Origin of the sequence: Allobosea psychrotolerans (assembly GCF_002917105.1) — a bacterium.
GTDB lineage: Bacteria > Pseudomonadota > Alphaproteobacteria > Rhizobiales > Beijerinckiaceae > Allobosea > Allobosea psychrotolerans.
This window is the reverse complement of record NZ_PQFZ01000015.1, coordinates 66120-93003: the sequence shown is the minus strand read 5'-3', so window position 1 is coordinate 93003 and position 26884 is coordinate 66120. Positions and strand designations below refer to the sequence as shown.

Sequence of the window (26884 nt, the reverse complement as noted above, 5' to 3'; positions counted from 1 at the left end):
CCCACTTTTTCGCATCCTGCTCTAGTCGATCTGGCCGGTCGTACGCCCGGCGGGCAGAGGCGCCGGTCTCTCGACGCGGCTCTCGATTTTGATCCGGCGCCCCTCGTCGGCCGATTTCTGGAATGCCTCCATCACCTCGAGGACGTGGAAGGCGAGCGCGCCGCTGGCGCGATGCGGGCGGCCTGCGATGATCGCAGCGGCCATGTCGGCAACGCCGATCGAGCGGAACTCGCCATCGGCATGGCCATGCGAAAGGGTAACCGATTCCCAACTGCCCCGCGGCTTGGCGATCTTGACCTCGCCACCGAACTTGTTGGGATCGGGCACCAGCAGGCTTGCCTTGTCGCCATGGATCTCGATCGGCGAATGGGTGTGCTGAGGCACGTCGAAGCTCATCGTGATCGAGACCACGGCGCCGCTCTCGAACTCCAGCGTCCCGGCAACATGGGTTTCGACCTCGACCGGGATCAGCGCGCCGTTCATCGGCTGGCTGGTGACGAACCTTTCGGAGCGCGGCCGCGCCGTCGAACCCATCACGCCGGCCACGGGCCCCAGCAACTGCACCAGATCCGTGATGTAGTAGGGACCCATGTCGAGCATCGGGCCGCCGCCGCGCAGATAGTAGAACCCCGGCGCCGGATGCCAGCTCTCATGGCCGGGGCAGCCGAAAAAGGCGCTGCCGGCCACCGGCGTGCCGATCGCGCCGTCGTCGATCAGCTTCCGCGCGGTCTGGTGGCCACCGCCGAGGAATGTGTCCGGCGCGCAGCCGACGCGCAGATCCTTCTGGGCGGCGAGATCCATGACCTTGCGGGCCTCGAGCGTGTTGATGCCCAGCGGCTTCTCGGAGTGGACATGCTTGCCGGCGTTGAGCACCGCGAGGCTGACATCGGTATGAGCGAGCGGCACGGTCAGGTTGACGACGATCTCGACGTCGTCGCGCTTGAGGAGTTCGCCCACGCGCAGCCCTGGCACGCCGAACTCGGCGCCGCGCTTCTCCGCCGCGGCGCTGCGCATGTCTGCGACGGCCTTGAGTTCCACCATCGGAAACTGCCTGATCGCCTCGAGATATTTCGTGCTGATGTTGCCGCAGCCAATGACGCCGATTCCGACTTTGCGCATTCTTGTCTCCACAGGTGATGTCCGAGGCCGGTTATTCGAGATGCGCTCAGCCCTTGACCGCACCAGCGGTGAGGCCCGCGACGATGTGCTTCTGAGCAAAGATGAAGAGCAGGATCGTCGGCAGCAGGGTCAGCGTGATGAACGCCAGGATCAGGTGCCATTCCGACGAGAATTCGCCCTGATAGATCATGATGCCGAGCGGCCAGGGATAAAGCTGTTCGGAATTCAGCATCACCAGAGGCAGCAGGTAGCTGTTCCAGCTGTGGACGAAGGTGATGGTGCCGACGGTCGCGAGAATCGGTCGCGACAGAGGCAGCGTCACATGACGGAAGAAGGCGAAGTAGCTGCAACCATCGACGAGCGCAGCCTCCAGCAGTTCGTGGGGCAGATCCTTGAAGAAGCGCCGCAGGAGCAGGATGCTCATGGCCAGGCTGAAGGCGACCTGAGGCAGGATGACGCCGAAATAATTGTCCAGCAGGCCGAGATCGCGAACCTTGATGAAGAGCGGCAGGATGGCGGTGGCGGCCGGGAACAACAGTCCCATGGTGAGATAGCTCAGCAGCATGGAGCTGCCGAAGAAATGGATGTGAGCGAAGGCGAAGGCCGCCATCGACGCCACGAGCAGCGTCAGGACGACGGTGAAGCTCCCGATCACGAAGGAGTTCGACAGCAACTGCCAGTAGCGTTTGGACAACAGGATGCCCGTGTAGTTCTGCCACTCCCAGGTCTCCGGCAGACCGAACGGATTGGTGCGCAGCTCACCGAGCGTCTTGAAGCCGCCGAGCAAGGTCGCCAGCAGCGGCACCGCGACGAACGCCGCGACCAGCGCGAGGAACAGCACCTTGTAGACCAGGACGAGATCGAGCGGCCGGCGGCCAGCGATGGACGTGTCACTCATCGCGCATGAACCAGCGTTTGTAGGTGATGGCAAAGGTCACGCAGATCACGAACAGGATCACGCCGATGGCGCTGCCATAGCCGACGCGCATGCGCGAGACGCCGTGGTTGTAAAGGAAAGTGACCATCGTGTTGGAGGAGTCGGCCGGCCCGCCCCGGGTCAGCGGCATGACGAGGTCGAAGAGCTGCAGTGAGCCGACGACGGCGAAGAACACCGAGAGGCGGATCGTCGGGTACAGCAAGGGGATCACCACATGGCGCAGCACCTGCCAGCGCGAGGCTCCGTCGATCCGCGCCGCCTCGACCAGGTTTCGGTCCATGCCCTGCAGCGCGGCGATGAACAGCATCATGTGGAAGCCGAAATACTTCCAGACGACGACGACCAGGATGGCCAGCATCGAGGTCTGCGTGCTGGCGAGCAGATGCGGCGCCTCGGCCCCAAAAGCCCGATAGATCGATGCGAGCAGGCCGTAATTGCCGTCATAGATGAAGCTGAAGATCAGGCCGGTCGCGACCTCGGCCAGGACATAGGGCAGGAAGAACAGCATTCGCAGCGCCACCGAGCCGCGAAACTTGTCGGCGAGCATGAGACCCAGCGTCAGTGCCAGAGGCAGCTGGATCACCAGCGACACCGCGATGATCAGCAGGTTGTTGCGAAACGCCGTGCCGAAGCCGCGCGTGTCGAAGACGAAGCGGTAATTGTCGAAGCCGATCCAGCGCGTCGGGCTGCCAAACCCGTTCCAGTTGAATCCGGAATACCAGGCTGCCTCGCCAATCGGCAGCACCACGAACACTGTGAACAGCAGCAGCGCCGGCGGCAGGAACAGCAGGAGCGAGGCGAGGCGCCCGTCGGTCGCCGCTCTCCGGCGAGCGCCGGAGGCTGCAGGTCTTCCGCGGATGACGGCTGCGCCGCTGTGCTGAGACATCAGTATCGCTCGCAGGTTGACGCGCCCGGGCCGGCCTCAATTGCCTTGCTTGAACGCGTCCTGGATCGCTTTGGCGGCCTGTTTCGGCGTCATCGAGCCGCCGGCGATCTCGGCCGTCGCGTCATTCACCACCCGGCCGACCGAGGGACCCAGATCCTGATCGTAGAAGTTCTGGTGGTATTGGGACGCAGCGATGTTCCTGGCCACATTCTGCATGAAGGCGGCGCTCAGGGCCGCTTCCGCCCCCTTGAAGGTCGGGATGATGAAGTTCTGCTTGGCGAGCTCGCGCTGGACCTCGTCCGAGATGAAGAACTTGACGAATTCGACCGCCTCCTTCGGCGCGCCCTTGGTGATGATCCAGCCATTGACGCCGCCAAGCGTGTCGGACGGCCGGCCCTTGGCGCCGGCGGGCATCGGGAAGTCGAACCAGCCCAGCTTGTCCTCGGAGATGCCCTTCTTGTCGGCAGCCAGCGCGCGCTGCGTCGCGGAGTGGCTCGAGATCGCGAGGTTCATCGCGGCCTTGCCGTCGCCGAAGAAGCCGAGCGCCTGCTGGTTCTTGAAACCGAGGAAGCCGTTCTGGAACGGCTCGAGATCGACGAGCTGCTTCATCAGCTCGCCGGCCTTCTGGAAGGTCTCGCCTTCGAAGCCGCCATTCTGGCCCTTGAGCGCGGCCTCGAAAGCCGGCTTGCCGCCGAGCCGGACCGCGAGATGCGTCCAGTAGAAATGCAGCGGCCACTTGTCCTGCCCACCGACGGCGATCGGCGTGATACCGGCCCCCTTGAGCGTCTTCACCGCGGCCAGGAGGTCGTCCCAGGTCTTGATCGCGCCGCCGTCGAGATTGGCCTTCGCGAAGAGGTCCTTGTTGTACATGAACCCGACCTGCGAGACCGTGTAAGGCAGGCCGTAGAGCTTGCCATCGATCGCGAAGGCCGCGACCGCGCCCGCAGACAGATTGTCCTTGTAGGCACCCACGCTGTTCGTGATGTCCTCCAGCACGCCTGCCTCGACCTGCGCCTTGAGCACGCCGCCGGCCCAGGAATAAAGGATGTGCGGCCGGTCCTTGGACTGCAGGATGGTCGGAAGCTTGGCCTTGTAGGCTTCGTTCTCCAGAAACTGCATCTCGACCTTGACGCCGGCGTTCTTGGCCTCGAAGCGCCGGGCGACCTCCTCCCAGATCTTCACCTGGGCGGGGTTCTGCTCGAGATGGAGCCAGCGGACGGTGGTCTGCGCGGCCGCCGCGCCGGCGGCCAAGGTCAATCCTGCGGCGGCGAGCGCCAGCCTCGTGAGAAATCGCATCGCATCCTCCCAGTCCCGTCTGTCTGCGGGTTGACGCCAACCTAACTCAAATTCTGAGGTACGCAACTCAGAAAATGCGTTGCATGACCGCTCGCCCAATGCTTTCGTCCATTCCGCAACTGACTGGCCGTTCCCGGCGGAACCGGGCCGAGCGGTCAGCGCCCATGCATGTCGGAGTTGATGATGGCTGCCCTCTATCGCGATCTTGCCGGCAAGGTGGTTCTGGTCACAGGCGGCGCCTCAGGCATCGGCGCGGCGATCTCGCGCCGATTTGCCGAGCAGGGATCGACCGTGGTGCTGTTCGACATCATGCACGATACCGGCGAGGCGCTGGCGCGGGACCTGCGCGCGGCTGGATTGGCGGCGCATTTCCAGCCTGTCGACCTGACCGACATCCCGGCACTGCGGGCCGGCATCGAACAGGCGCGCACGCGCCATGGGCCGATAGAGATCCTCGTGAACAATGCGGCCCATGATGAGCGGCATGCGACCGAGGAGGTCACGCCGGAGTATTGGGACGATCGGATAGCCGTCAATCTGAAGCACCAGTTCTTCGCGGCGCAGGCGGTGCTGCCGGACATGAAGGCCAATAATGGCGGCGCCATCATCAACTTCGGATCGACCTCCTGGATGGCGGGTCAAGGCGGCATGGCCGCCTACACCGCCAGCAAATCCGGCGTGATCGGCCTCACCCGCTCGCTGGCGCGGGATTACGGCGCCTACAACATCCGCGTGAACGCCATCGCGCCCGGCTGGATCATGACCGAGCGACAGATCGAGAAATGGCTGACGCCGGAAAGCGAGGCCGAGCTGATGCGGCGGCAATGTCTCAAGCGCCGGCTGACGCCGGACGAACTGGCGAAGTTCACCGTATTCCTCGCATCGGATGAAGCGTCAGCCTGCACCGCGCAGCATTATGTCGTGGATGGCGGATGGGTCTAGAGCGTTTTCGGGAGAAGTGGACACCGCTTCGCGTGAAGGAAATTCTCCAGGACTACCCCTTCAGCTTACGTACACTACCCGTTGTGATGTCTTAGACCTCGTAGGCGACCATACTGGCCACACGGTGACCCATCGCCTCCCGGCGCGTTTCTTGTTGCAGGCGCCGTCCTCATTCGGGCGTCGTCTCTCAAACGCTGCACGCTCCCTCTCCAGTCACGACCCAACCCGCGTCTCCCCGAAGGAGCAGCAAGTTCCCTCGAAGCCAGCCGAGAACTCAAGAAACGCCCCACCCTCTAGATATGGGCAAATATTACGCGCACGATGTTATAGGCCAGCGTCCAGATAAGCTTCAGGAAAAGGCGAAGAGCGGGGAGGAAGCAGAAGCCGCTCCCAACTCCTCCGCACTGGACAGAAGCCACGGGCTGATCTCTGCCATCCGCGATGCCGTCATGCGGATCGTAGGACCGGCCACACTGACCGTGCCGACGGGCGTGCCCTGCCCTCTTCGCCGTATCGCAGTGGCGATGGCGGATGTTCCGATCTCGTAGGCTTCGGTCACGGTGGCGAAGTTCTGTGCCCGCGCTATTTCGATTTGGGAGCGCAGGGCGTCGATATCGCTGGGAGCGTTGGGGCCAACGCCAGACGTCTTTATGCCTTGCTTCTCGACGAGGCGCTGAACCTCGGAGTTCGGCAGGCAGGCGAGCCAAGCCTGGCCGTTGGCTGTGGCGGGAAGATACACCTCCGTACCGGTATCGGGCGTATAGAACAGGCCGCTGCGGGTGCTCTGCGACTTCGCAACCCATGTCAGGCGATCGCCTTCGACAACGGCGAGCCTGACGAGTTCCCCGGTCCGCTTGGCGAGATCGTCGAGAATGGGCTGCACGAGATCCGTGATCCCGCTCGCTCCGAGATAGGCCAGCCCAAGCGCAGCGAGCCTGACGCGAAGCCGGATCAGGCCGGAGCCTTGGTCGATGGTGACAAAGTCGCCATCGGCGAGGCCGGCGAGAAGGCGGTCCGTAGCAGAGACCGGAATCGCAAGGCGCGCCGCGATGTCCCGCAGGGCAAGGCCTGAGGGGAACTGGGCGAGAAGCTCCAGGATGGCCAGGGCACGGATCCGGCTCGACATCCTAATGCTCCGCTCGATCGAAGATCGGGAGACCCGCGCCCTTCAGTCCGATCTCGCTTGCCGCATCGACGAGAGCCGGAGTGATGCGATCCATCATGCTCTCAGTCATGCGGATACAGGGTCCCGCGACGCTGACGGTGCCGATCGGCACGGCCCCGTCAGCCCGGAAGATCGGGACAGCCACCGCCGCGGTGCCTGCCTCATAGGTCTCGAAGATCTTGGCGCAGCCGGCGACGCGAGCGCGTTCGACGAACTCGAGGAGCTCCTTGAGCGAGCGCGGCGCGTTGGGGCCGTAACCCTCTCGTTTGAACCCCTGCTTCGCGACGAGCTGCAAGACCTCTTCGTCGTCGAGACACGACAACCAGGCATGTCCGTTGGACGTCGCCGCGAGATAGACCTCCGCCCCTTCATCGGGATTGTAGAGCAGCCCCCTGCGCGCGCCTTGAGCCTTCGCCAGCCTGATCAGCCGCCCGGCGTCGATGACGGCCAAGGTGACGAGTTCACCGGTCTCTTCAGCCAGGCGATCAAGGACGGGCTGGACCAGGCTGGTTGCTCCGGCCGCCGCCAGATAGGCGAACCCCAGCGCGACGATCTTCGCGGTCAGGCGATAGGCGCCACCTTCGTAGTCCTGTCTGACATATCCCTCATCACGCAGGTCGCCGAGCAGGCGATGCGTGGCACTCCGAGGAATGGCAAGACCATCGGCAATCGTCATCAAGGGCAGGCCGGATGCATGCCGCGACAAGAGTTCAACGATTGCGACAGCCCTGTCCATCGGCGCCTCCGTTCCACAATGGAACGTATTCCAATTGGAATGCAGTGTCACGCGCGTTGACAAACATGGAACGACGTCCATAGTGGAATGAATTCCAGTTTTGATGGCGATGGTCCGTGCAAGCGATTTTCCAATCAGAGACGAGACCGCAGTGAACGCGCTGACGGGCCGCTCCAGCATCCCCTGCCCTTCGGGCACGACGCGGTTGTTCGCCGTGATCGGGAATCCTGTCGCCCAGGTCATGGCTCCCGAATTGATGAACTCGCTGTTCCTCGACCGTGGCTGCGACGCCGTTCTGACGGCGGTCGAGGTGAAGCCGGAGCACCTGTCGACCGTTCTTGCCGGGCTGAAACAGATCGCCAACCTCGACGGGATCCTGGTGACTGTGCCGCACAAATTTGCCGTCTGCGATCAGATCGACACCGCCAGCGAGGCTGTGACGCTTGCCGGCTCGGCGAACGCGCTGCGCCGTGAACCCGATGGCTCATGGCGTGGCGACAATTTCGACGGCACAGGGTTCGTGCGCGGTCTGCAGATCGCTGGCCATGACCCCGCTGGAAAGGTCGTCAGCCTCGTCGGCGCCGGTGGCGCCGGCGTGTCGGTAGCCGTGGCTCTGATGATGGCCGGAGCCCGGCGGCTCCATGTGACCGACCTCTCCGCCGAGCGCGCCGGACGTCTTGTCGATCGCTTGTCGAACAAGTGGCCCGGCCGGATCTCGTTGGCGGCAGTTCCGGATTCCCGGAGCGATATCGTCGTCAACGCGACGCCGCTTGGCCTCGCGGACACTGATCCGCTGCCGTTCGACCCGGGCTTGTTGTCTACGACAGCCGTCGTCGCCGACATCATCATGAAGCCGGCGGAAACACGGCTGCTGAAAGCGGCGGCTGAAATCGGGCTCCCGACACACCCCGGCATCCACATGCTGACCAACCAAGTGGAGCTCTACCGGGAGTTTTTCCGCATTCCATAAGAACAACGATCCCCACGCAAAGCGGGGACGCCTGGAGGAAGCATGACCTACGAATTCGATTTCTCGGTGCTCCTGCCGTATTGGGAGCAGTTCCTGCGCGGGTGCTGGCTGACGGTCCTGCTGTCGACGATCGCCATCCTGGCGGGACTGTCGATCGGCATCGTGACCGCTCTCGCCAAGCAGAGCACGGTCGCGTGGGTGCGCCTCACCGCCACGACCTATGTCGAGGCGATCCGCAACACACCCTTTCTCGTCCAGGTCTTCTTCATCTACTTCGGCCTGCCGGCGATAGGCATCAGCTTCCAGCCCTGGAGCGCCGCAGTCCTCGCCTTGAGCCTGAACTGTGGAGCCTTCTCGGCCGAGGTCATCCGCGGCGGCATCGACGCGATCTCGCGCGGACAGTTCGAGGCCGGAGCCGCGCTCGGGCTCAAGCGGCTGCAGGTCTACCGCTACATCGTCCTCAAGCCGGCGCTTCGGATCATCTTCCCGGCCCTCTCCGGCCAGTTCGTGCTCGCGCTCCTCACCACGAGCATCGTCTCGTCGATCTCGGCGGAAGAGCTGACCTCGATCGCCCAGTCGATCGATACCCTGACCTTCAGGAGCTTCGAGATCTATGTCGTCACCACGGTGCTGTACCTGGTGATGGCGCTGGGCTTCGCCCACATCTTCAAGGCTGTCGATCGCGCCTACTTCTCCTATCCGGTGAAGTGAGGCGTCATGATCAGGCAATTCGGCCTTTCCGAGATCCTGTCGATCCTGGCCGGCGTCCAGTCGACGGTGATGCTGTCTCTGGTGGCCTTCGCGGGCGGTGGCATCGTTGGGCTCGCCATCGCCCTGATGCGGACCTCCGAGAGATCCTGGCTGCAGCGGATCGCCGGAAGCTATATCGACTTCTTCCAGGGCACGCCGCTGCTGATGCAGCTCTTCCTCGTGTTCTACGGCCTGCCCGTGTTCGGCTACAAGGTCGGCCCCTGGACGGCCGTCAGCATCGGCCTGACCCTCCACGCGAGCGCCTTCCTCGGGGAGATCTGGCGCGGCTCGATCCAGGCCGTCCCGAAGGGCCAGACCGAGGCCGCCAAGGCGCTTGGCCTCAGCTACTTCAACCGGATGCGGGACGTCGTCCTTCCGCAGGCGATGCGGATTTCGATCGCCCCGACAGTGAGCTTCCTCGTTCAGCTCATCAAGGGAACGTCGCTCGCGGCGATCGTCGGATTCGTCGAGCTGTCGCGGTCGGCTCAGATGATAGCAAGTACGACCTACAAGCCTCTATTGGCCTACGGCTTCGCGGCAATCGTCTACTTCATCATATGCTTTCCGCTCTCACGTTTCAGCATGAATCTCGAGAAGCGATTTCAAGTAAAAACCTAAATCAACAAAGCGGAATGATCCGCAAGGAGGAGGAAACATGCAAATGATCTCTCGCATTCGCGGCGTGCTCTTGGGCGCGGCGTTCGCTTTGGCCGTCGCTCCGCTCAGCCTCGGCAGTGCAGCCGCGCAGACCGTCGAGTCCATCAAGAAGGGCGGTGTCCTCAAGATCGGATCCCAGGTGGCGCAGGTTCCATGGGGCTTCACCGATGGTGCCGGGAAACTCACAGGGTTCGACATCGAACTCGGCGAGATGCTGGCGAAGGATCTCGGCGTGAAGGTCGAGGTCACGCCGGTGACGTCGAGCAACCGGGTCGCCGCCCTCCTGACCGGACAGGTGGACGTCCTGGCGGCCGTGATGGGCATCTTCGCCGACCGGCAGAAGGTCGTGCTCTTCGCGCGGCCCTACACGACGAATGACACGATCTATATCGGCAAGACCGGGGCGAGCATCAAAGGCTGGGATGATCTCAAGGGGCTTCGCGTCGGCGTTCCCCGCGGCACGCCGCAAGACATCGCGGTGACCAAGGCCGCCCCTGCCGGAACAGTCATTCAGAGGTTCGATGACGACGCCAGCACCGTCCAGGCGCTGATCGCCGGGCAGGTCGATGTCATCGGCGGAGCGGCGACCCAGGTGCCCAACATCGCGCAGGTCGCCGGTCCCGGAAAATACGAGGAGAAGTTCGTCGTCGCCCGCGCGTTCAATGCTTTCGCGGTTCGGCCGGCCTCGCGCGAATGGGCCAATTACCTCAGCGATTTCGTGGCGCGCAAGGTCGAAAGCGGCGAGATCAAGGCCCTCTACAAGAAGTGGATCGGAGGCGAACTCGCCGCGATGCCGACCACAGGCGAAGGCGAAGCCGCCCTGCCGATCTCGATGGTGAAGTGATGGCCATGGCGGGCGACGAGTTGCCGCCCGCCGTCCCTCCCGCATGTTTTTGAGAGTTGCGACATGAACCTAGCGCCTTATGGCTCAACCGTGACAGCGCCTGCTGCAGAGCCGTCACCGATCATCGCCATCTCCGGCTTGCAGAAGTGGTACGACAGGTTCCACGCCCTCAAGGACATCGACCTGGATGTTCAGCGGGGAGAGCGGATCGTCATCTGCGGCCCTTCGGGATCAGGCAAGTCGACCCTGATCCGCTGCATCAACAGCCTTGAGCTCTACCAGGGCGGCCGCATCGTCGTGGACGGTTTCGACCTCGGCGACGGCGAGAAGAGCATCGACGCCGTGCGCGGCGAAGTCGGCATGGTGTTCCAGCAGTTCAACCTCTTCCCCCATCTCACGGTGAAGGAGAACTGCATGCTCGCCCCGATGAGGGTGCGCGGCATCGCCAGGAATCGCGCCGCCGAGCTCGCGATGACCTATCTGGAGCGCGTGCGCATCGCAGAGCAGGCGGAGAAATATCCCGCCGAACTGTCCGGCGGGCAGCAGCAGCGCGTCGCCATCGCGCGTGCGCTCTGCATGAACCCCAAGGTGATGCTGTTCGACGAGCCGACCTCGGCGCTCGACCCCGAAATGGTCAAGGAGGTTCTCGACACCATGGTCGGTCTCGCCGAGGACGGCATGACGATGCTGTGCGTCACGCATGAAATGGGCTTTGCCCGAAGCGTCGCGGACCGGGTCATTTTCATGGACCGCGGCGAGATCATCGAAAGCGACAGGCCCGGCCCCTTCTTCGCCAACCCGAAGAATCCGCGGACACAGGCCTTCCTCGGCCAACTGCTCCATCACTGACCCAACCCGTTTCAAAGACGCCAGACCAGTCGCGCAACAGCCGCGCGACGGCGACGCATCGCGAGGACATCATCATGCTTCCCGGCAAACTCTATGACGAGATCAAGGTGGGGGACGAGCAACTCACGCCCCGCGTGACGGTCACCGAAGGACACGTTCTCGCCTATGCCGGCGTGGCCGGGGACTTCTCCCCCGTCCACATGGACGAGGTTTACGCGCAGTCGACGGTCTTCGGCGGCCGCATCGCTCATGGTCTCATGGGCCTTTCCCTGACCGACGGGCTCAAGGTCCAGTCAGGCTTCTTCAGAGACGGCATCGCCCTGGGCTGGACCTGGAACTTCAAGAAACCGATCCAGATCGGCGACACCCTGCAGGTGAAGTTCAGGGTGGCCGAGATGCGCATCCCGAAAAGCCGGAGCGACATGGGCATCCTGTTCATCGCGATCGAACTGATCAACCAGCGCGGCGAGGTCGTTCAAGAGGGCGAACATCGGCTCATGGTGCCGAGGCGCTCAGCGGAGAGCCTGGAGCCCGTCCAATGACCCGCAACAAATTCATGAGCGCCGAGGCCGCCGTCGGGCTGATCAAGGATGGCGACACCGTCGCGCTCGTGGGCGGCGGCGGCGGCCTCATGGAGGCGACGCATACCTTTCGCGCGGTATCGCGGCGGTTCCTGTCGACCGGTTATCCGCGCAATCTGAACGTCGTCCACGCACTCGGCATCGGCGACAAGAAGAGCGAGGGAATGAACCACTTTGCCCATGAGGGCCTGGTGAAGCGCGTGATCGGCGGGCACTGGGTCTGGTCGCCCAAGATGCAGGAAATGGCCCGGGACGATAAGATCGAAGCCTATGTCCTTCCGAGCGGCTGCGTCATGCAGTTGTACCGCGAGATCGGCGGCAAGCGACCGGGCCTCTTCACCCATGTCGGCCTTGGCACCTTCGTCGATCCACGCCACCAGGGCGGCAAGATGAACAGCGCCGCCAGGGAGGACCTCGTCGAGGTCGTCACGATCGGCGGCCAGGAACTCCTCTGGTACAAGTCGTTCCCGATCAACGTCGCCATCATCCGCGGCTCCTTCGGGGATCCCGACGGCAATATCAGCCTGGATCAGGAAGCTGCGAACGTCGATGTCTACGCGGCCGCGCTCGCGGCCCATAACTCGGGCGGCATCGTCATCGCGCAGGTCCGCACGGCGGTCGACCTGAATTCGCTTCCAGCCCGCTCCGTGCGCGTTCCCGGCGCCATCGTCGATGCGGTCGTGGTCGATCCCGATCAACGCATGAGCTATGACCTGCCCTACGATCCCCTGATCTCCGGGGAGAGACGCGGGCCGGTCATCATCGACCCGCCCGAGCCGCTCAACATCCGCACGCTGATCGCGCGGCGCGCCTATCAGGAGCTTCGGGATGGCGACGTCATCAACTTTGGCGTCGGCATCGGCGAAGGCGTCGCCAAGATGGTCGCCGAGCGGGGCGAGGTCGGGCGCTACTACCAGACCATCGAGCACGGCACCTATGGCGGCGCACTCCTCGTCGGGCTGCTGTTCGGATTCGCACGAAGCGCCTCTGCGATGATCGACGGACCGTCGCAGTTCGACTTCTATGCAGGTGGCGGACTCGACACCGCCTTCCTGGGCTTCGGCGAGCTCGATGCGGTCGGCGACGTCAACGTCTCCAAATTGGGCGGCCTGACCGTGGGGCCCGGCGGGTTCATGGATATCGCCCAAAACGCCAGGAAGGTGGTGTTCTGCGGCACCTTCGACGCCAAGGGCGGGACTATCACCATCGGCGACGGAAAGCTCTCCATCCACAGTCACGGCAACGTGCGCAAGCTCGTGAGCCAGGTGGAGCAGATCACATATTCCGGTCGCCAGGCTCTGAAGCGCGGGCATGAGGCCGTTTTCGTCACCGAGCGGGCGGTCTTCAGGCTGACGGATGAGGGGCTGCGGCTCGACGAGGTCGCGCCTGGTATCGACATCCGTCGCGATATCCTCGACCGGATGGATTTCGCGCCGCTCATGCCGCGAGATCCAAAGGTCATGGATCAGGCCATATTCGCCGACTGAATGTCGGATCCGCATGATTGAGAAGGGGCCGCGGCCAAATGGAATACCGAAATCTGGGAAGCACCGGGCTGAAAGTCTCCCGGATCGCCCTGGGCTGCATGAGCTATGGAGATCCGTCCAAGGGCAACCATAGCTGGGTCATGACCGAGTCCGAGGGACAGCCGTTCTTTCGACGGGCGGTCGAGGCCGGCATCAATTTCTTCGACACGGCCAACGTCTACTCGGACGGCGCGAGTGAGGAGGTGCTAGGCCGCGCCATCCGGGAGTTCACGACCCGGGACGCCGCCGTCATCGCCACGAAGGTGTATGGTCGCATGCGGCCCGATGCCAATGGGCTCGGCCTGTCGCGAAAGGCGATCTTCTCGGAGGTCGATGCCAGCTTGCGGCGCTTGGGCACCGACTACATCGATCTCTACCAGATCCACCGCTGGGACTATGAGACGCCGATCGAGGAGACGCTGGAGGCGCTCCACGACGTCGTTCGCGCAGGCAAGGCACGCTATATCGGCGCATCCTCGATGTATGCCTGGCAGTTCATGAAGGCGCTGGGGCTGCAGCGCCAGCACGGCTGGGCGCGCTTCGTCTCGATGCAGAACCACCTGAACCTGCTCTATCGCGAGGAGGAACGGGAGATGCTCCCGCTCTGCATCTCGGAAGGGATCGCCGTCGTCCCGTGGTCGCCGCTTGCGCGAGGGCGGTTGACCCGCCCCTGGGAAGATGCGCCGTCCACGGCGCGCGCCGCAGCCGATGAGGTCGGGAAGGCCTTCTACGCGAAAGCCCAGGAGGCGGACCGCATGGTCGTCGGCCGCGTCGGCGAGATCGCGGAGGCGCGCGGCATTCCACGCGCGCAGATCGCACTGGCCTGGCTGCTTCACAAGAAAGGCGTCACGTCTCCGCTCGTCGGCGCAACCAAGATGCACCAGCTCGACGATGCGCTCGCCGCCATGGACGTCAGGCTGAGCGGAGAGGAAATCCAATCGCTGGAGGAACTCTACACGCCCCATCTCCTGTCCGGATACGAGTGATCGATGCTGCCGGCCGCAAGGCTGTACGTGCGGTCGAGCTCGGCCTCCTGAAACTTGACCATTGAGTTAAATTTCAGAGGACACCCCAGAGTCTGCCGGCGCCCCCTCCTATCGAACCTGTAAACGGAGCTCGGACAGCTCACTCCCCGACGACTATACGAGGCAGCGATGACCTCGTCCGTCACTGGAAGGGAGCGCTTCCGGAGTTGGCGCGTTCACGAAGCGAATGGAATGTCGCGCTCACCCTTCGGCATAGGCCTGCTCCTTCTTGGCCCGTATCGCCGGCAGGATCATGCTGACCAGCAGCAGGGCGGAGATCACCAGCAAGATCGCGCTGATCGGGCTCTTCCAGAAGATCGAAAGATCGCCCTCGGACAGCAGCAGTGCACGGCGGATGTTCTCCTCCATCATCGGCCCGAGGACATAGCCCAGGATCAACGGTGCCGGCGGGCATTTCAGCTTGGAAAAGACATAGCCGAGAATGCCGACCGCGGCGCAGAGATAGACGTCGATCGCACTGTTGTTCAGGCTGTAATTGCCGAGCGCGCAGAACAGGATGATGGCCGGGAAAAGCCAGCGATAGGGGATCGTCAGCAGTTTCACCCAGATGCCTACGAGCGGCAGGTTGAGCGCCACCAGCATGGCGTTGCCGATGAACATGCTGGCGACGACGCCCCAGAACAGCTCGGGACTGCGCGCCATCACGGAGGGGCCGGGCTGGATGCCGTTCATGACGAGCGCACCCAGGATCAGCGCCATTGTCGCGGTGCCCGGAATGCCCAGGGTCAGCATGGGAATGAAGGCGGTCTGTGCGGCCGCGTTATTGGCTGCTTCGGGCGCTGCAACGCCCTCGATCGCTCCTCGCCCGAAGCGCGAGGGATCGCGGGCCAGCTTCTTCTCGACCATATAGGCGGAAAACGACGAGATGGAGGGGCCGGTCCCCGGCAGGATCCCGAAAAAGGAGCCGATCGCGGTTCCGCGCAAGGTGGGCAGGAAGGCCGTCTTGATGTCGCTCCAGCTCGGCATGAGCCCGCCGATGCTCTTGGTGAAGACCTCGCGCGTCTCCTTCTGCTCGAGGTTGGTGACGACCTCGGAGACCGCAAAGATGCCCACCGCCAGCACCGTGAACCCGATTCCGTCGGCAAGCTCGGGCAGGCCGAACGTGTATCGCTCCACGCCGGAATTCACATCCGTTCCGACGAGGCCGATCAGCAGTCCCAAGACCACCATGGCGAGCGCCTTGACGAGATCGCCATGGGTGAGAACCGAGGCTGCGACGAGCCCGAGCAGCATCAGCGCGAAATAGTCTTCCGCACCGAAGCGCAGGGCCCAACTGGCCAGCGGCACTCCGAGCGCGACGATCAGGATCGTGCCGATGCAGCCGGCGACGAAGGAGGACAGCGCCGCAATCGCGAGCGCCGCGCCGGCGCGGCCCTGTCGCGCCATCTGGTAACCGTCGAGGCAGGTCACGGCCGAGGAGGTCTCGCCCGGAAGGTTGACGAGGATCGCCGTGGTCGAGCCGCCATATTGCGCGCCGTAATAGATGCCCGCCAGCATGATGACCGATGCCACGGGCGGCAGGCCGAAGGTGATCGGCAGCAGCATCGAGATGGTGACGAGCGGACCGACGCCGGGCAGGACACCGATCAGCGTGCCAAGCAGCACGCCGAGGAAGCAATAGGCCAGGTTCTGCAGCGACATTGCGACGCCGAAACCCAGCATGATGTGGTCGAGAACGTCCATCTCAGAGGTTCCAGGCGAAGAGCGGGTAAGGCAACCGCAGGCCCCAGACGAAGACGGCGGTGGCGAAGACCGCCATCACGACGGCCAGCACGGCGACTTCGCGCAGTCTGAATTCGTGCCCTGCATAGGCGGAGGCCGCGATCAGCAGCATCACGGCCGGGGCGAGCCCCAGCCGCTCGATCGCGGCGCCGAACAGCATGATCGACAGGGTGATGAAGAGCAGCGGCAGCCAGGCCCAGATGCCTTCCATCGCGACACCGTCGCGCAAGCCCCGGACGAGGGTCAACAACCCAAAGCCGATGAGCAGGATGCTGAGCACGCGCGGGAAATAGCCCGGCCCCATCTCGACCGAATTGCCGAAGCTGTATTTGAGCGCGATGACGAAGCCGATCGTGCCGAGCGCGATGAAAATCAGCCCGGCGATGGCATCCTGGTTTCCGGCGAATTTGACTTTCATGGAGCCTCCTGGCGAACCGGCGGAATGGCTGCGTCGCGGCTAGAAGCCGAACAGCGTTGCGGGGTTGGTGACGAAGATGCGCTGGCGGGTGCCTTCTTCGGGCGCCCAGCGGCCGACGAGATCGAGCAGGAAGGCGTCGTCGGGCTTGTCGGTCTTGGTGGGATGGGGCCAGTCGCTTCCCCAGAGCATCCGCTCGGGCGCCGCCTTCACGAAGGCGGCCGCCACGGCGCCGGCATCGGCGAAGTCCGCAGAGCCATCGGCCGAGGAGATGTACGCACCCGACAGCTTGACCCAGCCATGTCCCTTGTCGAGCAAGCGCCGCACGACCGCGAAGGCGGGGTGCGAGATGCCGGCCGGCTGTGGAATGCGCGCCAGATGGTCGAGAACGATCGGCGTCGGCAGCTCCGCCAGGGTATCGCCGAGCGCGACCAACAACTCCGGGGCCATGTTGACCTGAATGTGCCAGCCCAGCGCCGCGATCTTCTTGGCTGTTGGCGCGATCATCTCGGGCTTGAGGAAAGCACCGACTGCGAGATTGAAGCGGATTCCGCGGATGCCGCCGTCATGAAGCGCCTTCAGCTCCGCCGGCGTGACATCCGGTCCCACGACACCGATGCCGCGCGCCGTCTGACCGAACGCCTCGATCGCGGCGAGCGTCACCCGGTTGTCGGTGCCGTAGGTCGAGGGTGTGACGACGACGTTGCGGCCGCTGCCCAGCCTGCGCTGGAGCTTGCGGTAATCGGAGACGGAGGCGTCCGGCGGCCGCAATGTGGCATTGGCCGCGGCCGGAAAGCGGCTGTCGTAGATATGCATATGGCAGTCGCAGGCGAGCGCCGGCAATTTGAGCCGTGGGGGCTGCGTGCCTGTCGAAAACGGCACCGGCTCGGCCAGCGCTCGCATCGGCGCGGTCGATAGCGTTGCAGCAGTCGCCGCCAGGAAGTCACGACGTCTCATGGAAACTCCTCCCGATCGCCGGCGCGTGCGATGCGCGCCGGTCGTGTGTTGGGTCGAACGTGCCGTGGAGTGCGGCCTAGTCGGCGACCTTGATATCGGCTGCCTTGATCACGGCCGTCCATTTCGGCACGTCGGACTTGACCAGCGCGGCGAACGCCTCGGCACTGCTGCCCGTGGCTTCGGCGCCGGCCGAGCGCAGCCTGGCCTGGGTGTCGGGCAGCTTGAGCACGCGGTTCAGCTCGGTGTTGAGCCTGGCGATGACCTCCGCCGGCGTGCCGGCCGGTGCGGCGAGGCCCCACCAGGTTGCGGCGTCGGAGTTCTTGATGCCCTTTTCCTCGAAGGTCGGGACATCCGGGAACTCGGCATCGCGCTTGGTCGCGAACAGCGCGACGGGGCGCAGCACGCCTTCCTTGATCTGCACCGAAACCGACGGCACCGACGACACATAGACGTCTATCCGGCCACCCATCAGGTCGGGGAGGGCCTGCGAGGCGCCCTTATAGGGCACGTGCCGGAACTTCACCTGCGCGATCTGCTGCAGCAATTCGCCGGCGAGATGCGAGCTCGTGCCGATGCCGGGAGAGGCGAAGGTCAGCTTGCCACCCTTGGCCTTGGCGGCGGCGAGCAGATCCTCGACGGTCTTGATCGGCGAATCCTTGGCGACGACGAGAACCTGCGGCGCCGATGCGGCGAGGCCGATCGGCGCGAAATCCTTGACCGGATCGTAATTCGCCTTGCCGAGGATGGGGTTGATCACGAGATTGGCGTTCTGCGCCATCACCAGGGTGTAGCCATCGGCGGGCGCCTTGCCGGCCAGGCTCAGGCCCACGCTGCCGCCGCTGCCCGGCTTGTTGTCGACGACGATGGTCCAGCCCGTTGTCTCGCCGAGCTTCTGGGCGATCACACGCGAAACCACGTCCGTGCCGCCGCCGGGCGGAAAGGGAACGACCAGCCGGATCGGCTTTGTCGGATAATCCTGGGCGAGGCTCGGCCCCGCCAGCAAGGCCGCCAGCACAGCTGCCGCCAGAATGCGCGTTGGCTTCATGATTGTTTCCTCCGTTTCTTGGTTGTGGAGAGGCCGGCTGCCCAGCCTCTCCAGTGGGCGGTCAGTGGTTCTGCATCCCCCATTTGCGGATCGTTGCCGCCTCGATCGAGCGGAAGACGATGCCTTCGACCGCCAGGCCAATCAGGATGACGGTGAGAAGCCCGGCGAAGACCGTCGCGGTCTCCAGCGCGTTGCGCGCCTCGAAGATGTACCAGCCGAGGCCAGCCGCATTGCCTGAGACGCCGAAGACGAGTTCGGCCGCGATCAAGGTGCGCCAGGCGAAGGCCCAGCCGATCTTCAGCCCCGCCAGAATCGAGGGAAACGCCGCCGGGATCAGGATGAAGATGACCAGCCTGAGGCCGCCAAGTCCGTAATTGCGCCCGGCCATGCGCTGGGTCTGGCTGACTGAGAGAAAGCCGGTGAAGGTGTTGAGCGAGACTGCCCACAGCACGGAATGAACGATGACGAAGACGATGCTGCTGGTGCCAAGCCCGAACCAAAGCAGGGCCAGAGGCAGGATTGCAATCGCAGGCAGCGGGTTGAACATCGCCGTCAGCGTCGCCAGCAGGTCGGTCCCGATGCGGGTCGAGACAGCCAGTGTCGTCATCACCGCCGACAAGACGATCGCAGTGCCGTAACCGATCAGCAGCACGCGCAGCGAACTCGCCGCGGCGCCCGGCAGGCGGCCCGATGACATGTCCTCCCACCAGGCGGACAGCGTGTCGCTGAGCGAGGGGAACATCAGCGGATTTCCGAGCCAGCGGGCATAGACTTCCCAGGCTATGCCGAGCCCGATCAGCACGAGCGCGCGACGCACGGCCGTAATCGCGAAGATGCCTTCCCACAGTCCGATCGGGCGGCTGATCTCGCCGATCCGGCTGATGTCTTCCGGCTCGCGCTCGATGTCGGGCCGCGGCAGATTGCGCGGCGTGGCGGTGACGTCAGTCATGGGCCGTCTCCTGCGTGCCGAAGAGCATCCCGTTGATCTTGCGGTTGAACGCCATGAAATCGGCGTCACCCTGGTGCTCGTGGCTGTAGGCCGTGGCGTCCAGCTCGGCGCGGACCTGCCCAGGATGCGGCGTCAGCACGAGGATGCGCGAGCCGAGGATGATCGCCTCCTCGATCGAGTGCGTGACGAACATCAGCGTGAAGCGGACGTCGTCCCACAGCTCAAGCAGCTCTTCCTGCATGCGGCGGCGGGTCAGCGCGTCGAGCGCCGCGAAAGGCTCGTCCATCAGCAGGATGCGCGGCTCCATCGCCAGCGCGCGCGCGATCGCGACGCGCTGCTTCATGCCGCCCGACAGCATGTGCGGGTAGACGTCCTGGAATCGCTCGAGACCGACCTTGACGGTGGCGCGGCGGGCGCGGTCCTTGATCTCGTTCTTCGGGAAGCGGCCGGAACGGCGCATCGCGAACATCACGTTGTCGAGCACGGTCAGCCAGGGCATCAGTTGGTCGAACTCCTGGAAGACCATCATCCGGTCGGGGCCCGGCCGGTCGATGATCCGGTCGTCGAGCTTCATCGTGCCCTCGGTGGGGCTCAGAAAGCCGGCGACGCATTTGAGCAGGGTCGACTTGCCACAGCCCGACGGGCCCAGGAGGATGAAGCGGTCCTGCTCCTTGACGTCGAAGGAGACGCGATAGGTCGCGGTCACCAGCCGGTCGCGTGTCTTGTACTGCAGGGTCACGCCGTCGACCTGCAGCAGGGTTTGAACGCCGCTGCCGACAGCGACGCCCGGCATCTTTTCGGTGGCGAGCATCAGCTTCCCTGCCCCTTGCTGACCGGCTCGAAGAAGACGTCCTGCCACTTCGCCGGAGCTTCCTTGAGTTCGCCATTGCGCTGCATGAAGCCGGCGAAGGCCATCATGCCCTGCGGCTCGACGGTGAAGGTCTGGGCTCTGATCGCGGCCTCGACCTCAGCTGGGCTCAAGGCTGTCTTCTCGACCTCCATGTAGAGCTTGGCGGCCTGGGCCGGATCGCTCTTGATCAGATCCATGGCCTCGCGCAGGCCCGCGACGATGGTGGCGACCGCGGCGGGATTGGCACCGGCAAACTTGCTCGTGGCTCCAAGCAGCGCGCCCGAATAGGAGCGTCCGATGATGGCGTTGCCATCGACCACCTTGAAGCATTTGCCGGAGGCTTCCAGCGTCGAGATGAAAGGAGGCGCGGCGAAATAGAGCTGGATCGCCGCTTTCGAGATCAAAGCCACAGTCGCGTCCGGATGGGGCAGAACGACCATCTGCTTGTCGAAGCGGCTGGCCTGGCCCGGACCGAAGGCCTTCTCGGCCGCCATCCTGAGCAGGATCGCCTGCGGCGCGGTCGTCGCGGTGACGGCGATGCGCATCTCCGGCTTGATGTCGGCGACCGATTTCACCGACGCATCGTTGCTGTAGAGCGTCAAGACGGCTTCGTTGCAGGCGGCGATGCCGCGGATGTCGAAGGAGCCGCGTGTCTTGAGCCAGGCTGCGAGGAGCGCTGTCGGACCGTAGGCACCGACATCGAGCGTGCCGCTGAAGATGCCGTCATTGATTGCCGGCGAGCCGCTGACCCGCTGCACTGTGAAGCTGGTGTCGCCGATGCCATTGTCCTTTGCATGCCTGGCGAAGAGCGCGAGCTTGTCGGCGACCGTCGTCGCCAGATGGCTCGTACCGAACTGGATCGCGATGGTGATGTTCTTCTTGGCTTGCGCTCGCGCCGGCAAGGCGAGCCCGCCAAAGGCGGCGGCTCCCAAAGCAAGCGCGGTGCGGCGTGATGGCAGCCTCATCCCGGTTCCTCCTTGTTGTTTTCGTCCGGTCCTCAGTCGCCGGTGCCGGCCGCGATCGGGGCGAAGAACGTGTCCTGCCAGCGGGTCGGCGGGTTCTTGAGCATGCGGATCTTCGCCATGAAGGTCGCATAGGCCATGATGCCGTGCGGCTCGGTCGACCATTTGTTGTCACGGATCATTGCGGTCAGCGCGTCCTTCGACAGGTTGAACGGCTCCGACTTCAGGTAGATCTCACCGGCCTCCGCGGGCTTCGCCTTGATGAAATCCTCCGCCTGCGCGATGGCGGCGACGATGCCCCTGGCGATGGCGGGCTGCTCGGAGACGAATTTGCCCGTCGTGGCGAGCAGCCCGCTGGTCGCGGGATGGCCGAGGATCTCCTCCGACGTCGTCACGACATGCAGCTTCGGATTGGCTTCCAGCACGGTAATGAAGGGGTCGTTGGCGAAATAGCCGTCGATCGTTGCCGAGCCCGAGATCATCATGGTCGCGGCATCCGGATGCGGCAGGCTGACCATCATCTTGTCGAAACGGCGGATCCCGGCCTCGCCCAGTTGCTTCTCCGCCGCCATCCGCAGCAGGATCGCCTGCGGGGTATTGAGGGCCGTCACGGCGATGCGCGAGGTCTCGGGAAAGTCCGCGACCGTCTTCACCTCGGGCCGCGAGGTGTAGAGCGAGTAGCGGCCCATGGAGAGCGGCGTCAGCCCCTTGATGTCGTAGGACCCGCGCGTCTTCTCCCAGGCGACCAGCATGCCCGGGGTGCCCATCGCGCCGAGCTGGATGGTGTTGGACAGCAGCCCGTCATTGATGGCGGGGGCCCCGCTGAACTTCTTCACGACGACCTGCGTGGTCGGCGCGCCGGCAGCCTCGACCGCCTTGCCGAAAAGCCCGAGCGCATCAGCGACGATGATCGGCAGATAGCCGATGCCGTTCTGCATCGCGATCGTCACGGTGGTCGCTGCGCGTGCCCTGAGCGGCAGCGCACCGACCGCGAGGGTTGCGAGGCTGCCCGTCAAGGCGGCGCGACGCGAGATCTGCTTCATCGGAATCCTCCCAGCGGAAAGCGGCGCCTCGAGGGCGCTCTTCAGGCAGCAGCAGCCGCGTAATCCGGATTGACATTGGCGCGTGGGTCGAAGGGCTTGCCCTCGATGACGTCGAGCGCCTGCTCGACGGCACGCACGCCGACACGCTCGGCCGCCTCGCGCGTATTCGCCCCGATATGCGGAGTCATGACCACGTTCTGCAGCCCGGAGAGCGGGTTTTCCTTCGGCGGCTCGACCGGGAAGCAGTCGAGCCCCGCGCCGGCCAGCGCGCCGTTTGTCAGCGCGGCCGCGAGCGCCTCATGGTCGATCAGCCCGCCACGCGCGGTGTTGATCAGCATGGCGCCGCGCTTCATCAGGCCAAGGCGATGCGCGTCGAAGAGGTTCCGGTTCTCTGCGGTCAGCGGAATATGCAGGCTGACGATGTCGCTCTCGCGCAACAAGGCGTCGAGGTCGCCGACGATCTCGACGCCGTCGAGCTTGCCACGGAAGAAGGGGTCATAACCGCGCAAGGTCATCCGCAGCGGACGGACCAGCTCGATCAGGGCCGAGCCGATGCTGCCGAGCCCCACGACGCCAAGCGATTTGCCGGAAAGCTCGCTGCCGAAGCTCGACGCCTTATCCCAATAGCCGGCGCGCATGCGGGCATCGAGCCAGGCGCTCTGGCGCGTGACTGCAAACATCAGGCCGAAGGCATGCTCGGCAACCGACTGGGCATTGGCACCATGCGTGATCAGAACCGGGATGCGGTGGCGCGTCGCGCTGGCGAGATCGATCGTGTCGACGCCGATGCCGTGCTTGACGATGACCTTGAGCGACGGCGCGGCCTTGATCACGTCCTCGGTGACATGGGCCGCGCGGACGATGATGGCATCAGCCTTTTCGGCGACGGCCAGCGCGGCGATCTCGGTCGGCGGAGTGTAAGGCGCAACGGTGATGATGCGGGCGCCGCGACGCTCCGCAGTTTCCATGGCCGGCCGCGCCAGCGCAGCTCCCGTGACAATGATCGTGGCAGCCATTGCTTCCCTCTCGCCTCGCGCACCGGCGGCCTCGGGAGCAACCATCCACGCTGCCGGACTCGGCGAGCGAAACGTCGGCGTCTCTTCCCTGCAGCACCGGGCGCTTGCTGCGCCTCTTCGCCGGAACGAGCCCTGCCGGACCGTCCCATTCGCAACGACCTATCACGTCGTTCGCGCGCTGGGAAGATAAAATGAAACGCCGTTTCAATTTTTTTATGTCACTCGAGAGCGCCACCCAGCGCATGCGTGAGAACACCGGCGGTCTTCTTCAGGGTGGGAGCGACCTTTGCGGCGCTCTCGCCAGTCAGTCGCGAAGCCGGGCCCGTCAGCGCGAGCGCGCCGAGGAGCCGACCGCCGGCTCCGAACACCGGCATCGCGATCGAGGCGACATGCGGATCGGTGACGCCGCTCGAATAGATCGGGATCTCGACGGCCTTGTCCTCGGCGCTGCTATTGGGGTCGAAGCGGCGCAGCACCTGCGCGATCGAGGAGGCATCCATCGGCCGCAGATCGCCCGGGCGCACATGCATGCGCAGGGGCGACGGCGAGTCGACGCGGAACAGACATAGCCGCTGGTCGCCGCGGCGGATGTAGAAGGATGCCGTCTCGCCCGATGCCGCGACGAGCGTTTCCAGCGCCGGCATGACATGCGCCTCGAGCGCGAAGGACTGGAGATAGACCGAGCCCAGCCGCGCGATCTCGGTGCCGAGCCGATAGCGGCCATCATCCACGCGTTCGATCAGGCCGAAGCGCTCGAGCGAGATGCACAACCGCATGATCGTGCTTTTGACGAGCTGTGTGCGTTGCGCGAGCTCGGTCAGTTCGAGCGCGTCGTCGCCACGCTGGAACGCCGTCAGCACCGTCAGCAAGCGATCGGCCGAGGCTACGCCCTCCAGCTTCGGACGGGCCTTCGCCTTTTTATCGAGCATCTTCCATAGCCTCCGCCACGCCGAGCCCGTCAGACGGCCGCGGTCAATCCTGATGCGAGAACATGGGCGTTCCCGCGACATCGAGCCGGGCGCGCAAGATCGAACCCGTCTGCGATTCCGTGATGAAGAGATCATGCCCATCCGAGCCGCCGAACGCCAGATTGGTGGTCGAGATGCCGGCGCAGGAACGGATGCGCAGTTGCGGCTCGGCGGTGCGAGACAGACGCCAGATCGAGCCGAAGCCGGTATGGGCAATGAGCAGGTTGCCTTGCGCATCGAGCGCCAGCCCGTCGGGACCGCCGAGCCCGCCATGCAGTTGCGCGAAAACACCGACCTTCGTCGTCAGGCCGCCGTCGTTGAGGGGGATACGCCAGATCTGCTGGGCCCGCGTCACCGCGATCAGCAGATGCGTCATGCCGGGATCGATGACGATGCCGTTGGGGCTCGGGATGGTGTCGAGGAGGCGGGCCAGGCGTCCCTCGGGCGTCAGCCGATAAACACGGCCCGTGGCGTCGTGCAGCCCGGTCTGGCCCTGATCCGTGAAATAGAGATCGCCATTGGGCGCGAAAACCAGATCGTTGACGCCCTTGAAGCTCTCGGAGGCGGCGGTTTCGAGGAACGGCATCACCACGCCGCTCTCGGGCTCGAGGAGCATGATGCCGCGCTTGTAATCGGTGATGAAGATGCGGCCGTCGCGGTGGATTTTCAGCCCGTTCGGCCAGCCGTCATATTCCGCGACGAGTTCCCATTCGCCGTCCGGAGAAATGCGGAAGATCCGGCCGAAGGGAATATCGGTGACGTAGAGCCGGCCCTGCCGGTCGAAGCTCGGGCCTTCGAGGAAGGAATCGATCGCGAGCCCGCCACGATTGGCCGCGGCCCAGGCCGTCGCACGAGGCTGGCGGAAACGGTCGGGCAAGCGCGTGAACACGGTGGTGGCGACGTCGGATGGCGGCGCGAAGAACATCAGCCTGTCTCCGTGAGCGATAAGTCGAGACGATAGGCCTCCATCGCCGTGCGGTGAAACAGCCAGGCGCGCTCAGGCGCGGAAAACGTCGCCGCGATCCGCTTGAAGCCGTTCCAGAGAACGCCATAGCCGACCATGCCCTTGTCGACCGGGAAATTGCTTTCGAACATGCAGCGCCGCGGCTCGAACAGCTCGATGCAGCGCAGGATATAAGGCGACCAGGCCTCGGCCAGTTGCTCGGACGAAGGCGGCAGCGGCGCCTCGTGGAAATCAAAGCCGCCGACCCGCATCGCCAGCCCGCCGAGCTTGACCCGCAGATTCGGTCGTCGAGCGAGAGCGGCCAGGCTGTCCGACCATTGCGCGAACACCTCGGCGCGCCGACCACGATAGGGACCGGCGCCGAGCGGGCCGCCGCAATGGTCGAGCACGATTGTGGTTTCGGGGCAGGCATCGGCAAGCGCCGCCACCTCGTCGAGCTGGGTATGGTAGGCCCAGACGTCGAGGACGAGACCATGATGCGCGAGCCGCCGCGCGCCGGCCGCGAAGGCAGGGTCGCGCATGACGCCCGGTTCGGGCGGCACGGGATTGGAGGCAATCGCCGGATCGGGATGCCACGCCGTCTGGTTGCGGATGCCGCGCAAGCGGCTGCCGCCGGCGCGCGACAAAGCGTCGAGCACAGGCTCGAGCCGTTCACCGAGCCGCAGATCGGCATGCGCGACGATGCCGGCACAGGCTTGGCGTCGACCGTAGAGCCCGCTTGCCGCCTGGGCCGCGATGCCATTGGCGAACTCGACCTCACCAACGGGCCTGAACTCCTCCGATAGCTCCGGCCGGTACATCGAGCGGCTCTGGACGAAGACCGTGGCTCGGATATCGTGGCCGCACGCCATGTCGGCGAGCAGCTCGTCGAACAGGTAGCGCTGGCCATGCGGCCGATCCCAGAGATGGTGGTGCGCATCGACGATCGGCATGCCGGGGTCGAGCGCCGCCTCATCACGCAACGCCAGCCACGCCGGCCGCACCGGGACATGGGTCGGCGCGGCCATCGCGATCAGGCCTCGATCTCGCAGCCCAGCCTGGCGAGCGTGGCATCGACCCAGCTGCGATCGTTGCGCCCTTCATGGATCGCGGTCATCTGCCTGGTCTCGGCCTTGTGCTTGGCGTCGGCAGCGGCATAGACCGCCTCGACCTCGTCAAAGGGCACGCAGAGCAGCCCGTCATCGTCGCCGATCACAAGATCGCCGGGCGCGATCACCATGCCCTCGATCGCGATCGGAACATTGATCTCGCCGGGGCCGTCCTTGTAGGGCCCGCGATGACTGACGCCGGCGGCAAAGACCGGGAAATCATGCTCGCGGATCCAGGCGCTGTCGCGGATCGCGCCATAGATGACGATGCCGGCGAGGCCGCGCTGCTGCGCGTGGGAGATCATCAGCTCGCCGATCAGGGCGTTGGTGAGGTCGCCGCCGCCATCGACAACCACCACGTCGCCGGGCGAGGCGATGTCGAGCGCCTTGTGGATCATGAGGTTGTCACCCGGACGAGACTTCACCGTCACGGCCGGGCCGGCGAGGACGCCGCCGCCGTGCAGCGGCCGCAGCCGCGCGCCGCCGGCCGTCATGCGGGACATCGAGTCGCTGATATTGGCGACCGGCAATGCGCGGAAGCGCTCGACGACGTCCGCGGACACCTGACGGCGCCGCTTGAGAACACGAAATCCGACCATCC

At 64.8% G+C, this 26884-nt stretch carries 28 protein-coding genes; 9 read left to right on the top strand and 19 right to left on the bottom strand.

Annotated elements, in window-relative coordinates:
* Window positions 1-21: 21 nt before the first annotated feature.
* From CYD53_RS21765 to CYD53_RS21750, 4 genes are read right to left on the bottom strand one after another with little or no spacing between them, the layout of a single operon-like run.
* Window positions 22-1119: a Gfo/Idh/MocA family protein gene (locus CYD53_RS21765; RefSeq protein ID WP_103720189.1), complete on the bottom strand. Its 1098-nt coding sequence runs from the start codon at window positions 1117-1119 to the stop codon at window positions 22-24.
* A gap of 46 nt (window positions 1120-1165) precedes the next feature.
* A complete protein-coding gene (locus CYD53_RS21760; RefSeq protein ID WP_103720188.1) occupies window positions 1166-2017 on the bottom strand; it encodes a carbohydrate ABC transporter permease in 852 nt (283 codons plus the stop codon).
* Window positions 2010-2942, bottom strand: coding sequence for a carbohydrate ABC transporter permease (locus CYD53_RS21755; RefSeq protein ID WP_103720187.1), 933 nt, complete (start codon window positions 2940-2942; stop codon window positions 2010-2012). The genes CYD53_RS21760 and CYD53_RS21755 overlap by 8 nt, the downstream gene beginning before the upstream one ends.
* 36 nt (window positions 2943-2978) lie before the next feature.
* Window positions 2979-4238, bottom strand: a complete 1260-nt coding sequence (locus tag CYD53_RS21750; RefSeq protein WP_103720186.1) for an extracellular solute-binding protein — start codon at window positions 4236-4238, stop codon at window positions 2979-2981.
* A 183-nt stretch (window positions 4239-4421) separates the two neighbouring features.
* On the opposite strand from CYD53_RS21750, the gene CYD53_RS21745 reads away from it, so the two are divergent.
* On the top strand, window positions 4422-5180 hold the full coding sequence (locus CYD53_RS21745) for an SDR family NAD(P)-dependent oxidoreductase (protein ID WP_103720257.1): 759 nt from the start codon (window positions 4422-4424) through the stop codon (window positions 5178-5180).
* A gap of 349 nt (window positions 5181-5529) precedes the next feature.
* On the opposite strand, the gene CYD53_RS21740 is transcribed toward CYD53_RS21745, so the two are convergent.
* The gene (locus CYD53_RS21740) at window positions 5530-6306 is read right to left on the bottom strand and encodes an IclR family transcriptional regulator (RefSeq protein WP_103720185.1); all 777 of its coding nucleotides are present in this window, start codon (window positions 6304-6306) and stop codon (window positions 5530-5532) included.
* A 1-nt stretch (window position 6307) separates the two neighbouring features.
* Window positions 6308-7261 carry an IclR family transcriptional regulator gene (locus CYD53_RS21735; protein ID WP_210202404.1) on the bottom strand — a complete coding sequence of 318 codons (954 nt, stop codon included), beginning with the start codon at window positions 7259-7261 and terminating at the stop codon, window positions 6308-6310.
* Between CYD53_RS21735 and CYD53_RS21730 the strand changes: the two genes are divergently transcribed.
* From CYD53_RS21730 to CYD53_RS21695, 8 genes are all read left to right on the top strand, one after another.
* Window positions 7233-8051: a shikimate dehydrogenase family protein gene (locus CYD53_RS21730; protein WP_210202403.1), complete on the top strand. Its 819-nt coding sequence runs from the start codon at window positions 7233-7235 to the stop codon at window positions 8049-8051. The two genes, CYD53_RS21735 and CYD53_RS21730, sit on opposite strands and share 29 nt — an antisense overlap.
* Window positions 8052-8093: 42 nt before the next feature.
* Window positions 8094-8762, top strand: coding sequence for an amino acid ABC transporter permease (locus tag CYD53_RS21725; RefSeq protein ID WP_103720183.1), 669 nt, complete (start codon window positions 8094-8096; stop codon window positions 8760-8762).
* Window positions 8763-8768: 6 nt separating this feature from the next.
* On the top strand, window positions 8769-9419 hold the full coding sequence (locus CYD53_RS21720; protein WP_103720182.1) for an amino acid ABC transporter permease: 651 nt from the start codon (window positions 8769-8771) through the stop codon (window positions 9417-9419).
* 37 nt (window positions 9420-9456) lie between these two features.
* Window positions 9457-10302 (top strand): transporter substrate-binding domain-containing protein, encoded by an 846-nt coding sequence (locus CYD53_RS21715; RefSeq protein ID WP_181011972.1) that lies wholly within the window; start codon window positions 9457-9459, stop codon window positions 10300-10302.
* A gap of 63 nt (window positions 10303-10365) precedes the next feature.
* Entirely contained in the window at window positions 10366-11151 is a 786-nt protein-coding gene (locus tag CYD53_RS21710) for an amino acid ABC transporter ATP-binding protein (protein ID WP_103720180.1), read from the top strand.
* A gap of 74 nt (window positions 11152-11225) precedes the next feature.
* On the top strand, window positions 11226-11693 hold the full coding sequence (locus CYD53_RS21705) for a MaoC family dehydratase (protein ID WP_103720179.1): 468 nt from the start codon (window positions 11226-11228) through the stop codon (window positions 11691-11693).
* Window positions 11690-13219, top strand: a complete 1530-nt coding sequence (locus CYD53_RS21700; RefSeq protein WP_103720178.1) for an acyl CoA:acetate/3-ketoacid CoA transferase — start codon at window positions 11690-11692, stop codon at window positions 13217-13219. The genes CYD53_RS21705 and CYD53_RS21700 overlap by 4 nt, the downstream gene beginning before the upstream one ends.
* A gap of 38 nt (window positions 13220-13257) precedes the next feature.
* Window positions 13258-14244, top strand: a complete 987-nt coding sequence (locus tag CYD53_RS21695; protein ID WP_103720177.1) for an aldo/keto reductase — start codon at window positions 13258-13260, stop codon at window positions 14242-14244.
* Between the two features lie 240 nt (window positions 14245-14484).
* Here CYD53_RS21695 and CYD53_RS21690 read toward each other — a convergent pair whose 3' ends face one another.
* From CYD53_RS21690 to CYD53_RS21630, 13 genes are all read right to left on the bottom strand, one after another.
* Complete coding sequence (locus CYD53_RS21690; protein ID WP_103720176.1) at window positions 14485-15987, bottom strand: tripartite tricarboxylate transporter permease; 1503 nt, start codon at window positions 15985-15987, stop codon at window positions 14485-14487.
* A 1-nt stretch (window position 15988) separates the two neighbouring features.
* Window positions 15989-16444: a tripartite tricarboxylate transporter TctB family protein gene (locus CYD53_RS21685; protein WP_103720175.1), complete on the bottom strand. Its 456-nt coding sequence runs from the start codon at window positions 16442-16444 to the stop codon at window positions 15989-15991.
* Between the two features lie 39 nt (window positions 16445-16483).
* On the bottom strand, window positions 16484-17398 hold the full coding sequence (locus CYD53_RS21680; RefSeq protein WP_103720174.1) for an amidohydrolase family protein: 915 nt from the start codon (window positions 17396-17398) through the stop codon (window positions 16484-16486).
* Between the two features lie 76 nt (window positions 17399-17474).
* Complete coding sequence (locus CYD53_RS21675) at window positions 17475-18443, bottom strand: Bug family tripartite tricarboxylate transporter substrate binding protein (protein WP_103720173.1); 969 nt, start codon at window positions 18441-18443, stop codon at window positions 17475-17477.
* A 61-nt stretch (window positions 18444-18504) separates the two neighbouring features.
* Window positions 18505-19392, bottom strand: coding sequence for an ABC transporter permease (locus CYD53_RS21670; RefSeq protein WP_103720172.1), 888 nt, complete (start codon window positions 19390-19392; stop codon window positions 18505-18507).
* Window positions 19385-20203, bottom strand: a complete 819-nt coding sequence (locus CYD53_RS21665; protein ID WP_245928369.1) for an ABC transporter ATP-binding protein — start codon at window positions 20201-20203, stop codon at window positions 19385-19387. The genes CYD53_RS21670 and CYD53_RS21665 overlap by 8 nt, the downstream gene beginning before the upstream one ends.
* The gene (locus CYD53_RS21660) at window positions 20203-21207 is read right to left on the bottom strand and encodes an ABC transporter substrate-binding protein (protein ID WP_181011971.1); all 1005 of its coding nucleotides are present in this window, start codon (window positions 21205-21207) and stop codon (window positions 20203-20205) included. Before CYD53_RS21660 ends, CYD53_RS21665 begins: the two co-directional genes overlap by 1 nt.
* A 32-nt stretch (window positions 21208-21239) precedes the next feature.
* Window positions 21240-22247 (bottom strand): ABC transporter substrate-binding protein, encoded by a 1008-nt coding sequence (locus CYD53_RS21655; protein WP_103720170.1) that lies wholly within the window; start codon window positions 22245-22247, stop codon window positions 21240-21242.
* 41 nt (window positions 22248-22288) lie between these two features.
* Complete coding sequence (locus tag CYD53_RS21650; protein ID WP_103720169.1) at window positions 22289-23263, bottom strand: hydroxyacid dehydrogenase; 975 nt, start codon at window positions 23261-23263, stop codon at window positions 22289-22291.
* Between the two features lie 218 nt (window positions 23264-23481).
* Window positions 23482-24192, bottom strand: coding sequence for an IclR family transcriptional regulator (locus tag CYD53_RS21645; RefSeq protein ID WP_103720168.1), 711 nt, complete (start codon window positions 24190-24192; stop codon window positions 23482-23484).
* A gap of 43 nt (window positions 24193-24235) precedes the next feature.
* Window positions 24236-25159: an SMP-30/gluconolactonase/LRE family protein gene (locus CYD53_RS21640; RefSeq protein WP_103720167.1), complete on the bottom strand. Its 924-nt coding sequence runs from the start codon at window positions 25157-25159 to the stop codon at window positions 24236-24238.
* Complete coding sequence (locus CYD53_RS21635; RefSeq protein WP_103720166.1) at window positions 25156-26202, bottom strand: amidohydrolase family protein; 1047 nt, start codon at window positions 26200-26202, stop codon at window positions 25156-25158. Before CYD53_RS21635 ends, CYD53_RS21640 begins: the two co-directional genes overlap by 4 nt.
* Window positions 26203-26207: 5 nt before the next feature.
* Window positions 26208-26882 (bottom strand): RraA family protein, encoded by a 675-nt coding sequence (locus CYD53_RS21630; protein WP_103720165.1) that lies wholly within the window; start codon window positions 26880-26882, stop codon window positions 26208-26210.
* Window positions 26883-26884 lie beyond the last annotated feature (2 nt).